General features: G+C 66.1%; 11 protein-coding genes. 1 reads left to right on the top strand and 10 read right to left on the bottom strand.

The features are described from left to right. Nucleotides 1-159 precede the first annotated feature (159 nt). From ATO4_RS21140 to ATO4_RS21095, 10 genes are all read right to left on the bottom strand, one after another. Complete coding sequence (locus ATO4_RS21140) at nt 160-1077, bottom strand: DMT family transporter (protein ID WP_176223099.1); 918 nt, start codon at nt 1075-1077, stop codon at nt 160-162. A gap of 218 nt (nt 1078-1295) precedes the next feature. Continuing rightward, the gene (locus ATO4_RS21135) at nt 1296-2054 is read right to left on the bottom strand and encodes an SDR family oxidoreductase (protein ID WP_083593759.1); all 759 of its coding nucleotides are present in this window, start codon (nt 2052-2054) and stop codon (nt 1296-1298) included. A gap of 292 nt (nt 2055-2346) precedes the next feature. Continuing rightward, the gene (locus ATO4_RS21130; RefSeq protein WP_176223098.1) at nt 2347-3285 is read right to left on the bottom strand and encodes a LysR substrate-binding domain-containing protein; all 939 of its coding nucleotides are present in this window, start codon (nt 3283-3285) and stop codon (nt 2347-2349) included. Between the two features lie 252 nt (nt 3286-3537). Next, the gene (locus ATO4_RS21125) at nt 3538-4785 is read right to left on the bottom strand and encodes an MFS transporter (protein WP_280940516.1); all 1248 of its coding nucleotides are present in this window, start codon (nt 4783-4785) and stop codon (nt 3538-3540) included. Nucleotides 4786-4795: 10 nt separating this feature from the next. Next, a complete protein-coding gene (locus tag ATO4_RS28525; RefSeq protein ID WP_083593756.1) occupies nt 4796-5572 on the bottom strand; it encodes a class I SAM-dependent methyltransferase in 777 nt (258 codons plus the stop codon). Then, a complete protein-coding gene (locus tag ATO4_RS21115; protein ID WP_139802600.1) occupies nt 5569-6783 on the bottom strand; it encodes a hypothetical protein in 1215 nt (404 codons plus the stop codon). Before ATO4_RS21115 ends, ATO4_RS28525 begins: the two co-directional genes overlap by 4 nt. Then, nucleotides 6780-7511, bottom strand: coding sequence for an SDR family oxidoreductase (locus ATO4_RS21110; protein ID WP_083593754.1), 732 nt, complete (start codon nt 7509-7511; stop codon nt 6780-6782). Before ATO4_RS21110 ends, ATO4_RS21115 begins: the two co-directional genes overlap by 4 nt. Further along, a complete protein-coding gene (locus ATO4_RS21105) occupies nt 7508-8278 on the bottom strand; it encodes a hypothetical protein (protein WP_083593753.1) in 771 nt (256 codons plus the stop codon). The genes ATO4_RS21110 and ATO4_RS21105 overlap by 4 nt, the downstream gene beginning before the upstream one ends. A gap of 1 nt (nt 8279) precedes the next feature. Next, nucleotides 8280-9554, bottom strand: a complete 1275-nt coding sequence (locus ATO4_RS21100; protein WP_083593752.1) for a transaldolase family protein — start codon at nt 9552-9554, stop codon at nt 8280-8282. Nucleotides 9555-9568: 14 nt separating this feature from the next. After that, on the bottom strand, nt 9569-10330 hold the full coding sequence (locus tag ATO4_RS21095) for an HAD-IA family hydrolase (RefSeq protein WP_139802599.1): 762 nt from the start codon (nt 10328-10330) through the stop codon (nt 9569-9571). 521 nt (nt 10331-10851) lie between these two features. On the opposite strand from ATO4_RS21095, the gene ATO4_RS21090 reads away from it, so the two are divergent. Next, on the top strand, nt 10852-13161 hold the full coding sequence (locus ATO4_RS21090) for a Tex family protein (protein ID WP_083593750.1): 2310 nt from the start codon (nt 10852-10854) through the stop codon (nt 13159-13161). Nucleotides 13162-13199: the final 38 nt, after the last annotated feature.

The raw sequence follows: 13199 nt of genomic DNA, 5'->3' as shown, positions 1-13199 counted from the left end.
GAGGAGAAGGGCGACGGAAGCGTCCGGCCTCTGGTGGAGGCATGAGGCGATCGAAGGGGAGCAGGGGGCGACGGCACGCTGCGACCGACGGCAGCAGGGAGGATGTCGCCGTCGGTCGTGAACTGGGGCGGCTCGTCGCGGTGGCGGAGTGGAGGGCCCTCAGCGCGTTTCGGTCTTGAGTGCCGCTTCCGATGCTCCGACCAGGAGGCCGATGAGGATCGTCGCACAGCCGAGGACCGTGGTAACCGTGAGGTACTCGCTGAACAGAACCATCGCCATGATCGGGCTGAGGATGAGATCGGCGAGGAGCACTTGGCTGACGAAGCCGGGGGTGAGCGATTTCAGGGCCCAACTCGGGCCGCCGTGGCCGATCAGCTGCGACACCAGGCCGAGAAGGCACAGAAGCAACACGGTCTGGGGATCGAAACCCGAGAGAGGATCGCCGTTGAGAAGTGCGATCGCGGCCAGTATGACGGCTGCGCTCGGATAGGTCAGGGTCATGTAGACGGGTGTCGACATCTCCGAAACCGCGCGTGCGGCCAGAAGAAGATATCCCGACAGCGCAATGCCCGCCAGAAGCGCAAGCCCGTCGCCCATGAGTGTCTCGCCTCCAAGCGCGAGACCCTGCCAGGACACCAGCACGGCTCCGCCCATGCAGGCGAGCAGGCTGAAGCCCGAGACGCGCGTGAGCTTCTGCCCGCCAGCAGTCAAGCCGATGATCATGATCCAGATCGGACTCGTATTGGCGAGCATGACGCTGTTGGCGACGGTCGTGAGCTTCAGGCTCGCCGTCCACAGGAGAAAGTGCACCGCCAGAAAGACGCCCGCAACGACGCAGCGCAGGACGGCACTGCGGGACAAGGTGGCCAGTTCGCGTTGCCGGGTCGCGAGAACGAACGGCACGACGACCAGCGCTGCCACCGCCACGCGCCAGAGCGCGATCACGCTGGCTGGCGCGTCGGCTGCCTTGATCATGATCGAGCCGCAGGAGAGCGCCAGAACCGACAGGCCCAGAACGACATAGGGAAGATTGCGAATAGCCGGCTTCGGCGCCGGAAAGCTGTCCTGTAGGGCCATGGAAATCATCCGATAGGTTGAAAAAAGGACTTCCGATGCAGAGCCGGGGGCGTGGCGGCAGCGGCGTCATGCCTCTGCCGGTTCCTGCGGCGCGGACGGACACGGCGATCCGGCTCGCCGTCCGTGTGTTGGAGGCGTTGCACTTGCGTCGTCATGTGCGCCGGGGGAAGCGGGCGATTGCGGCCGTTCCGTGCTCGGAGCGAACGCCTCGATGCTCGTCAGGCCGTCGCGGCCAGTGACGCCCGCACCAGGGGGCGGCCGCCGGCGGCCACCAGCCCACCGTCGATCAGGATGTCCGTGCCGTTGAGGTAATTCATCTGCGGCATGGTGAGCGCTGCGACCGCTCGGCCGAATTCCTTCACCTGCGCGTAGCGGCCCGAAGGGATGCGTGCCAGGCGCCCTGGCTTCATCGGATAACTGTCGACGAAACCGGGGAGAACGTTGACCATGCGCATGCCTTCGCCCGCATGCACCGTGGCAAAGGCCTTGGCGTAATTGGTGAGGGCAAGTCGCAGGACCGACGAGATGGGAAAGTCGAGATCCGGCTGCAAGGCGGCGAAGGTCGAGACGTTGACGATCACCGAGCCGGGCGCGCCGCGGCGAAGCATCGGCAGGAAGCAGTGCGAGGAACGCACGACCGACATGAAGAGGAGTTCGAAGCCCGCCTGCCAGTCGGCATCGTCCAACTCGTCGAAGGCGCCGGAAGGAGCGTGCCCGCTATTGTTGACGAGAATGTCGAGCTGCGGCGAAACCGCCGAGACCCGCGCGGCAAAGGCCTCGATATCCGCCGCCGAGGAGAGGTCGCCGGCGAAATGAACCGCTCCGGGTTGCATGACCGGAGCCAGGCCGGAGCGCGAGAAGGTGTGGACGATCGTGCCGCTTTCGGCAATCGCTTCGGCGATGGCGCCGCCGATTCCTCGGCTTCCCGCCATGATGGCGGCTGTGCGCGGTACCGGCGAGGAAGGGTGATCAAGCATGGCCGCTCCGGTCGGTTGGGAAGGTTCCTCGAACTTACGTCGATGCGGCGAGCGAGCCCATGCCGAAATGCTGAAACCTCATGGAGCTTTTCTAATTCGGGAGGCGTCGAAACCATCTCCCTTGCACTGTCGTTGCTTGCATCGTCCTGCGAAGCGGGCGCGTGCTTCGGCGAAGTGCGACCGGGGCATTGGCGCGGCGGCGCTCGAAAGGCGCCGCTCGGCGACCTCCTTCTCGCCGGCAGCATGCCGCGCCCCAGGCCGGTCGCAGCGGATCTGCAGCGGCGTCTGGCGCTCAGGAGCTCAAATTCGGCGAAACAGCCTCTCGTGGTGCGACGGCGACCACCAGGACTTCGGGCGGCATGGTCTGGCGCAGCCATCGCTTGAAAATCGCAAGTTCGCGCTCCTTGTAGGCGCGTCGCGGCGTGACGAAGTAATAGTTGCCCCAGCTCTTGAACCGCAGATCGCTGGCCAGGGCCAGAGCGCCGGTTTCCAGATCCTGTTCGACCAGAATGCGCTCCGTCAATGCGAGCCCATGGCCATAAATCGCAGCGGCGACGACCATGTGCATTTCCGGATAGAACACGCTGCGCCCTTCCAGCGCGCTCTGCTCGATGCGGAGAACGTCCGACCATCCCGGGTGCAGCCGGCTCAGGCGTTCGCTGGAGGGCGCGTAGTGGATCAGCCGATGATCATCGAGGCTTTCGGGCCCCAAGAAACGGCCGTTGCGAAGGATGTAGTCGGGACTGGCGACGACGACGAGTTCGGCTTGATGCAGCTCGTCCACCTGAAGACCGTCATACTGGCCCCCGCCATAGCGGATCGCGGCATCGATCTGGTCGGCCGCGAAATCGACCAGCCTGGACTGTGCGTCGACGGCGACGGATATCTTCGGATAGCGGGCGTGAAAGTCGCCCAGCTTGGGGATCAGCCAGCGAACCCCGAAAGACGGCGTCACCGAGATCGTCAGATAGCGGGAGGTCTTGCTCGACTGGAGGCTTTCGCTCGCCTGGGCGATCCGTGTCAGCGCGCTTTGCACCACCGACGCGAATTCGGCGCCCTCCGGGGTCAGCGAAAGCGCGCGCGGTCCGCGGATGAAGAGCGGCTTCTGAAAGTGATCCTCCAGGAGCTTGATCTGCTGGCTTATGGCCCCGGGACTGACATTCAGCTCCTGCGAGGCCTTGGTGATACTCAACCGACGCGAGACCGCTTCAAAGGCCTTCAGCGCGTTCATGGGAGGCAGCCGCATCGCCCAAGCTCGCCGATCCTGGTGACTGGATCCTTCAGGGTGTAACTGAAGGTTGCAGATCACTAGCACCATCCCGTCGGAATGGGAACCGCATTCCCGCCCGCAATTGTCTCGTCCGATCGTGAACGATGGATTGCGTGGCTTGGCCGACGGGTTCTGCGATGGCGTTTCGGATGGCAAACCTTCAAGCGGGCAATGGCGATGCGGCTTCGCCGGCGTGCGAAGCCGCCTTTCGGTTCACGCCGCCCGGACCTCTTCGCGCTCCTGGGGAAGGCCGATCGCCAGGACGATCGAGATCAGGGACATCGCGGCGATCGCGACATAGACCGGCACGAAGGTCTGCGTGATGGTCTGGCTCGTGCCGCCCGCAAGATTGCCGAGTATCCCGCCGATTCCGAGCGTGACATTGGCCACGGAGAAGATCTGGGTTCCCGAGAGCCGGCTCGGCGTCTTGGCGATATAGCCTGGAACGAGGCCGAAGATCGGATAGAAGGCGAGCGCGAAGGCGACCCCGGCGGTCAGGATGGTCCATTGGCTGGGCACCAGCAGCAACAGCCCGCACGCCAGAATCACCAACGCGTAGGTCATGGCCAGGGTCCACCGGATCCCGATCCTGTCGGCGAGCGCTCCCAGGAAGAAACCCGAAAACATCCCGATGAAGCCGATCAGGGTCCAGACCTGACTGCTGAGTTCCACGCCGATTCCCAATTCGTCGCGCAGATACGGGCTGAGGAAACTCTGGAAGGGAAGTGTGGTGAAGCCATTGAGGAAGGTGATCGCCCAGATCATCAGGACCCATGGTTCGGCCGAGGCGAAGCTCTTCAGGAAGCCTTGGCTCTCCTTCGGTCCCTGGCTCGGTTCGACTGCCGGTGTCTTCGCGGCGAGGAGACCGGCGCGTTGGAAGGCCACGAGCGCGATCGCGACGAAACCGCAGGTGATCAGGCCCACGGTGACGTAGACCCCCTGCCAGTTACCGGTCGACAGGAAAACGGGAACCAGAAGGCCGTTGATGAAGACACCGTAGCTGGTGCCGCTGGAGATCAGCCCCAGCGCCTTGCCGCGGTGGCTGTAGGGCACGCTTTGCGCCACCAGCTCGACGATCGGCACGTAGGCCGAGGCCGCAGTGCCCCCGAGAACCGTCAGAAGCGCGGCGACGATCACCACATTGGCAAAGACGGGGACGGCCAAGAGACAGGCAGCGCACAATGCGGCGGACAGAAGCGCCACGGCGGCGCCGCCGATGCGATGGGCGAGAAATGCGCCGAGAAGCGCGAACAGCATGAAGCCCGCCTGGGCGCTGCCAGTGATGATGCCGGCCACGCCGTAGTCGAAACCGAGCGTCTGGCGGATGTCCGGCAAGAGCGCGGCAAACAGATACATGCCGAAACCGTAGGTCGCGGCCACGAAGGACGTCAGGCACAAGGTCACGACGATGGGGATCAGGCGGGCCGTGCGGGGCGGTCCCGGTAACGTCAGATCGGTCATGATGGGCTCCTCACTGAGCTCGCGCGACATGGATGAGAAACCCGACGTCCATCGGGTCGAAAACGGTTCTGAAATCGCCATAGGTCTCGATCGGGCCAAAGCCGGCGGCGGCGATTTCCCGGCGCATTGCTTCGGTCGGGATGTCGGCGACGCGAAGCTGGAAGCGGGCACCATCGTGAAAGTCGTAGGTGAAGGTGCAAAGGCCTGCCTCGATGGCGGCAGACACCGACACTCCGCCTCCGCCGTAATAGAGGCGCGCGGTGTTGGCGTAGTGTCCGGCCCGGATGGCGTCGAAGTTCCGGTGATCGAGGATCAAGAGGCCTCCGGGACGCAGCAGCGAGCGAAACGTCTCGAGGGCCCGGGCCCGCTCTGCTTCTTGAAGGAGATGCGGAAACGACGAGCCGAGGCACACGAGGGCATCGAACGGCGGATCAAGGCGTTCGGCGAGATCTCGCCAGTCGCAGGCGAACGCCGCGATGACGACACCATGCCTGGCTGCATTCTCGCGCGCTTTTGCCACCATCGCAGGAACGAGGTCGGTGGCGGTGACATCGTAGCCAGCCCGCGCGAAGTTGATCGCATGGAACCCGGTGCCGGTCGCCGTGTCGAGCACACGCCGGGCCCCCGTCTCGGCCAGGCGATCACGAAAGAAGGAGCCTTCGCCATGGCTGCGCACCCGCCAGTCGATCAGTTCGTCCCAACGCTCCACGAAGCTCTTGCCATATTGCCGTTCGACCCCCGGAACAGTCGTCTCGGACGGCGGACAGGTTGCGTCGATAGCGCTCATGCGGCTTCCTCCAGCTTCGAGCTGAACAGCTCGGCCTTGAAGGCGGCGTAGGCGGCGGCAAGTTCACGGGCTTGATCGGCGCAGTCGGCCAGGGCCATCGAGCGCAGTTCGTATCCCAGCATGCGGCGCATCACAGCCATTTCCCGCTCGGTGAACCAGGCCGTGCCATCCGCGTCGATGCGCTCGATGCCGTCGGCGGCCTGGCAGCGTTCGTTGATGGCGATCGCGTCCTGTTCTGAGAGCCCTGCGGGCAGGTCGAGGCGGATGCCCGCGCGGCTGACCAGGGCGGGATAGCCGCCCGGCAGGCCGTTCGGCCCGGGAACATGCGCCGCCACCGGCTCCGCCTCGCAAAGTCCGGCGATGACGCGGCTGGCCGACGCCGCCGTCAGCAGTTGTCCGGCGACGCCGCCGAGACGCTTCAGGGGTCCGCTGAGAAGCGCGAACAAGGCGGCATGATCGACCGCGATCGGCGTGTCGTCGCGCGGATCGGTGACATCGAGATGATAGGCGCCGTTCCCAGGGTGTCCGGTGCGAGGCACAAGGTGGCTGAAATAGTGCTGGGCGACCAGCCGGATCCGCACCGTCTGTGGCGGGCGGCCGGTCAGATGGGCGACGCCGAAGGTGAGGGCAGGGACGATGTTGGCGACGTTGCCGATGCCTGCCATGGGCGCAAGGCCTGCTTTGGCGAGTATCGGGTTCACCGCGTCCGGAAACGCCGCGTTCACGACCCGCGCCGTGATGCCGGAGGCCCTGACCGCCCGCGCCAGATCGTAGTTCAGGCTGAGATGCATCGGCAGCCAGGGTCCGAACTGCGCCTCGTCGAGAGCCGTGAAGACCGGCTTCGGAAGTTCCGTGATCCGCCGCCAGGACTGGAGGGACGCTCCCATGAAGATGATGTCGGGCCTGACCCGTTCGAGCGTCTCGGCCGTACGGTCGATCTCGGTCAGATCCACGCGCTCGACGTCGATCGTCGAAAGGGCGCCGAGATTGGCTGCGGTGAAGCGGGCGAGATTGGCCTGGCGCAGCAGGGCGCCCGGATCGCGCCCGGCCAGTACCAGGCGGCTGGTCATCGGTCCGGCCAGAAGTTGATTGACGACATGGGTCGTCAGATCGCCGACACCCACGAGCATGATCTTCGGTGCCTCGGACGCAGGGCGGGGGGCGCCGAGGGCACCGCCATAGCGTGTCTGTGCTGTCGTTTGCTTGGTCATCGCGGATAACACCCATTGTCGGAGCGCAGGATCGCGCCGGTCATCGACCGGCTTGCGGGCGAGAGGAGAAAGGCCACGACATCGGCGACGCTGTCGGTCGTCAGATCGCCGTCCAGCATCTCCTGGCGCTTGTATTCGGCGTAACGGTAGTCCGGGATCGCCCGGGCGATTGCGGTATCGACGATCAGGCCCGGCGAGACGGCATTGACGCGGATCGCCGGGGCGAAGTTCATGGCGTTCGACTTGGTCAGACCGATCACGGCGGCCTTCACCGAGCCGTAGACTGCGTCGGAACTGCCGACCTCGCCGGCAACCGAGGCAATGTTGACGATGGCGCCCGCTCCGCCGGCTCTCTGCTTGGCTTCGGCGAAGCGGCGGGAGAGTTTCATCGGCGCCGTCAGGTTCACGGCGATCACCCGCTCGATCGTCGCGTCGTCATAGGCGGCGATGGGCTGGCCGAGATAGAGCCCGGCGTTGTTGACGAGCGCGTCGATTCCGCCGGACAGCGATAAAGCCTCGTCGAAGCAGGCGAACAGCGATGGCGTGTCGGCAATATCGCACCGAAAGACCGTGAGGGATTGGCCTTCGTGACGGAGCGAGACGGTCTCGACCGCCTCTGCGTCGATGTCGCAGCCATAGACGTTCATGCCCGCTGCGAGACCGCGTGCCGCGATCTTGGCGCCGACGCCGCTGGCGATCCCGGTAATGAAAACGCTGCGAATGGTCATTGTCCCATCCCCTGTTCGGCGGTGAACCGCTGTTTCGCCATGAAGCGGTAGAACGGCTCGCAATAGCCGCGCATGCGCAGGAGATGGGGGTGGGTGTCGTAGGAGACGGAGTAGTTGCGTGCCGGGCGCCCGATCGCCTCAGTCTCGGCAACCGCCGTGTGCCAGGCTTCCCAGCTCTGCCATTCACTTCGCATCCCCGGTTGCCAGGACAGGGCCGCAGGGTCGAAATCGATCTCTGCGTAGCCGCAGAGGGCCCGGATCGTGGCCTCGGGGTTTTCGGTGAGGTCGGCGGCGTCGATGACGAACGGCGCGCGGTCACAAGCCTCGCGCACGCGGCTGTAGAGAAGAGGCATCTCGGCATAGCCGAGCGTGTCGAACCCGACATGAGGATGAACGGTCGCGAGCGAGAGGATCGCGTCCTCGGGGTTCCTCACCAGAAAGACATGCACGCGATCGCGCAGGAAGGCGGCATCTTCGAGCAGGTCGCCCGGCACGTGGTAGCACATGTCCTTGTGAAAGACCGATCCGGATCGGCGGGCGTTCTCGATCAGTTCGCGAACGCCGCGATAGTCGCGCGGATGTCCGGACTCGAGGCGGGCGTGGGGCAAGGCTCCGCGTTGCATGTAGACGTAGGAGAACGCCTCGTGGAAAACCTGAAAGTCCGCGCGTTCGATGAAGTAACGCTCCAGTGCCGTGGACATGGCGCGTGGATGCGTCCAAAGGGCGATGACCTTGCCGGGCGTCGGTGTCTCGATGCGGTTCGACATGTCAGGCGACCTTCTCGATGGAGGTTTCGGGGAGGCGTGCCGGCACGTCTCGCGCCTCGAGCTGCAGTTCGACGAACCGGATCAGCTTGCGGATGTTGTCGTTGACCTCCTTGAAGGTGCCGAGAAAGGCGCCCGTGGAGGAGAAGCGTTCGGGCGCGATGCCCTTCTCGCTCAGGGCATGGCGGAAGGTCGGCAGGTGGGAGAGCCTTTCGGCGGCGGCCGCGGGGATGGAGCGCTGCCAGGCGCCCGGATCGAGGCGGGGGAACTCCTGCTGCCGCCGGATCACGTCGCTCACGAAGCTCGGCTTGCAGGTGTAGGCGATCGGCGCGCCTGCGGTGTGTTCCAGATGCACCGACATCGACGACGCCTCGGAGGCGACGTCCGATTCCGTCGCCGCGGTGTCACAGAGCAGCGAAGACAGGAGCATCTTGGAGGGATGGCGGCGCTCGCGAAGAAGCCGGCAGGCCTTCTTCGCGATCTCGACTTCGGCGAAGCGGATGTCCCCCTGGCTGAGGACGATGCCGCGATCGGCGGCCTCCTCGTGCAGGTCGTTCATTGCGCCGAAGCGGCCGATCATATGGGTGATGACGCTGCGCCACCGGGTGAGATCGACCCCGCGCATATGGGCAAGGGCGAGCCCTTCCTCGACGGCGTCCATGCATGCCACGAACTGCGGGACGGTGAAGGACAGGGTCGAATTGGTCGAAATGCCTTCGGCCGTCAGGCGCTTGATGACCTCGTAACCCTCGCGGGTGCCGGGGATCTTCAGCATGACGTTGGGACCGAGTTCGGCAATGCGCCGGGCCTGGTTCTCCATGGCCGGGACGTCGAACATCAATCGCGGATCGGTTTGCCCCGAGACCCAACCATGACGGCCGGCGCTGGCCTGCCAAAGGGGCATCATGGTTTCCGCCACCATGGCGATCGCCTTCTGATAGACGAGCTGGGTCGTGGTCTCGACGCTCGGCAGGATCTGGCCGGCGTGGGTCTGCTGAATGATCCCGCGCCAGAAGCCGGGATTGGTACGGATCCATTCGGAGATGATCGACGGATTGGTCGTGACGCCCCGAACCAGGCTGCTTTCGGGATTGGCGGGATCGAAGAGGCGCTCGAGCTGCTTCTGCCAGCGCATGCGGCTTCCGGAATCGGGCGCCTTGGCTAGGATCTCCCGGGCCACGGCGTCGAAGATCTGCGGCGGGGCATCCCACCATATCTCGGCGTCAGGGCAGGCAGCCTGAAGCCGTTCGAACGGAGATGCAGTGATGGCGATGGACATGCTGGTCGCTCCTTTCAAACCAGGGCGGGGTCGATACGGCCGGGCGCATCGGCGTTGAGGTGGCGCCGCCAGCGCGACAGGCGGTCGGGAAGTTCGCGCATGTCGGGAAGGATGATGACGGCGCCGACCCTCGGTGTGGCGGGTGCTCGCGTTCGATCGGCCGACGGGTCGAACCGGAGAACGGCCATGCCTGCGGCCGTTGCCGCGGCGACGCCGACGTCGCTGTCCTCGATCACGAGGCAATGTTGGGGCTTGACCGCGAACGCCTCCGCTGCGGCCAGGAACAGGCCTGGATCCGGTTTCCAGATTCCGTAACCGTAAGCCGAGAAGATGTTCCGGCCGAAGGCCTGCGAAAGCCCGGTGATGGCGAGCATCAGCGCGACCTTCGCCCGTGGCGCGCTGGTGACGACGCAGTGAGGCTCGACGAGATGCTGGACGACGTCCCGCACATGGGGAACGGCTGCAAGTTCCTGGCGATAGAGCCGCGCAGCGCTTTCGCGCAGTCTCGGCTCGAAATCCTCCGGCAGGCAAAGGCGGTGCTGCTCTGCCAGTTCCGAAAGGCAATCGGCGATCCGGCGACCGCGAAAGCGCTCCAGCAGGCTTCGGGAGGAAATGTCGACGCCCGATTCCCGCAGAAGCGCGGCGAGCGCCGTCATCGTCAGGGGCTCGCTGTCGACCAGCACGCCGTCGCAATCGAAGATGACGAGGCGAGCCGGCGAGGGCATCGTGCTCGACGCGATGTCGGTGGGCAGACAGGGAACCGTCATCGTCAACATGCCTCCGCCATCGCCGGTGCGGCCGGCCGCGCGGCCTGTGTCGTCTCGCGCCAGCGCTGCACCGTCCGGCAGCTCGCCGAATGCGGGCAGACGCGTCCGGACGCGATGCAATTGGGAGTTTCGGGAAAAGGCTCCGACCGAGAGGGACGGAACGATTGGCTTGCTTCCTCGACCATCGTCATTCTCGCGAACGTTGTGATGGCTCGGATGGTAAGAGGGGCTGATCCGAAGCAAAATGCCGGATATCTGAAGCGTGTGTTAGTTTCGCTATACGCTTGCCGTGCCCCTTCGCGCCCGGCTGCCGGAAGACCATCGAGCGGTCGTGGCGGCGAAGGACTGTTGCGTCCCGCACGCTGGCCGTCGAACCGCCGCCCCTCGGATGGCCACTCTCGACCGATCCCATTCGCCACCGGCGGCGGATTGATGGTGCCTTCGAAAGGCACGAATGGTAGCCGTAAGAACCGGCGTCCGGCCTCGGGCGTTCGATCAGAAGCCTTGCGGCTTTCCACGAGAGGATCACCATGACCGGAACGCGACCATCGCTCGAGACGACCATCGCCCGCGAGATCGGCGCGCGCATAGAACAGGTCGCGGCGGCGGTCGGGCTTCTCGACGGCGGGGCGACGGTTCCCTTCATCGCCCGCTACCGCAAGGAGGCGACCGGCGGGCTCGACGACGTCCAGCTGCGCACCCTCGAGACGCGGCTGACCTATCTGCGGGAGCTCGAGGCGCGGCGGCAGGCGGTGCTGAAATCCATTCGCGAGCAGGGCAAGCTGGACGAGGCGCTGACCGCTGCGGTGATGAACGCTGCCAGCCGGGTCGAGCTGGAGGACGTCTATCTTCCCTACCGGCCCAAGCGTCGCAACCGGGCCGATGCCGCGCGCGAAAAGGGCCTCGGACCGCTCGCCGAGCGTATCCTGGCGGATCGTTCCGTCGATCCGGCGCGGCTGGCCGCTTCCTTCGTCACGGCCGACGTGCCGGACGTCAAGGCGGCGCTCGAGGGCGCGCGCGACATCCTCGGCGAGACCATGGCCGAGAACCCGGCGCTGGTCGGCGAGATCCGCAACCATCTGGTCGCCAGGGCGCAGCTTCGCGCACGCGTGGTGAAGGGCAAGGAAGACGAAGGCGCCAAGTTCGCCGATTACTTCGATCATACGGAAAAGTGGGCGAGCGCGCCCAGCCACCGCGTCCTGGCGCTGCTGCGCGCCCAGAACGAAGGCGTCGTCACCGTCGACATCGAGGTCGATGCCGACGATCCCTCCAGCATCAAGCCGGTCGAGGCGATGGTCGCCCGCCACAACGCCATTCCGACGGCCGGCGGACGCGCCGCCGACGAGTGGCTGCTCGGGGTGGTGCGCTGGGCCTGGCGGGTGAAGATCCGGCCGAACCTGACCGCACAGATGATGTCGATGATGAAGGAGGGCGCGGACGGCGAGGCGATCCGCGTCTTCGCGCGCAACCTGAAGGATCTCCTTCTCGCCGCGCCGGCGGGCGCCAAGGCGACCATGGGTCTCGATCCCGGCATCCGCACCGGCGTCAAGGTCGCTGTCATCGACGCGACCGGCCGGCACGTGGACAGCGCGACGATCTACCCCTTCCAGCCGCGCAACGACGTCGCCGGCGCCTCCGCCAGGCTCGCCGAGCTCGTCGCCAGGCACGGCATCGAGTTGATCGCCATCGGCAACGGCACCGCCAGCCGCGAGACCGAGCAACTGGTGGCGGACGTCATCAAGGGACTGCCTGGCCGCAAGCCGATCAAGACGGTGGTCAGCGAGGCGGGCGCCTCCGTCTATTCCGCCTCGGAACTGGCGTCGAAGGAGATGCCGGATGTCGACGTGTCGATCCGCGGCGCGGTGTCGATCGCGCGGCGCCTGCAGGATCCGCTCTCCGAACTGATCAAGGTCGACCCCAAGGCGATCGGCGTCGGCCAATATCAGCACGATGTCGACCAGTCACGGCTGTCGAAGGCCCTCGACACGGTCGTCGAGGACGCGGTGAATGCCGTCGGCGTCGATCTGAACACCGCCTCCGCCGCGCTGCTCTCGCGCGTCGCGGGGCTCGGGCCGTCCCTGGCCGAGGCGATCGTCGCGCACCGCGACCGCGAAGGGCCGTTCGCCGTTCGCCGCAGGCTGCTCGACGTGCCGCGCCTCGGCCCGAAGGCCTTCGAGCAATGCGCCGGATTCCTTCGCATCGCCGGCGGGCCGGAACCCCTCGACGGGTCGGCCGTCCATCCCGAGGCCTATCCGGTGGCGCGCCGCATCGTCGCCGCGCTCGGCACCGACGTTTCGTCGGTGATGCGCGATCCCTCGGCGCTGAAGTCGCTCGACCCTCAGCGCTTCGTCGGCGAGGGCTTCGGCCTGCCGACGGTTCGCGACATCATCGGCGAGCTGGAAAAGCCGGGCCGCGATCCGCGTCCGGCGTTCCGCACGGCGGCCTTCGCCGAAGGGGTGAACGAGATCTCCGACCTGAAGCCCGGCATGTCGCTGGAGGGAACGGTCACCAACGTCGCGGCTTTCGGCGCCTTCGTCGATGTCGGCGTCCACCAGGACGGGCTCGTCCACGTCTCGCAACTCGCCGATCGCTTCGTGAAGGATCCCGCCGAGGTGGTGAAGACCGGGCAGGTGGTACGGGTGCGGGTCGTCGATGTCGACGTGAAGCGCAAGCGGATCTCGCTGACGATGCGCAGCGAGATGCCCGCCCCGGCGGCGGAGCGGCCGGCGGGGCCTGCCCATGCGGCGAAGGGGCGGGAGGTTGTGCCGCCGCGAAAGGCGGAGCCGCCTTCCCAGGGCGCGCTCGGCGCGGCGCTCGCGGCCGCAAAGAAGCGCAAGTGACATCGCCGGGCGGCTTGCAAGTGTAGGGGCGATGGCTC

Source organism: Aurantimonas sp. 22II-16-19i, assembly GCF_002088275.1.
Classification (GTDB): Bacteria; Pseudomonadota; Alphaproteobacteria; order Rhizobiales; family Rhizobiaceae; genus Jiella.
Note: the sequence above shows the minus strand (reverse complement) of the source record. Positions and strands in the feature narration are given on the sequence as shown.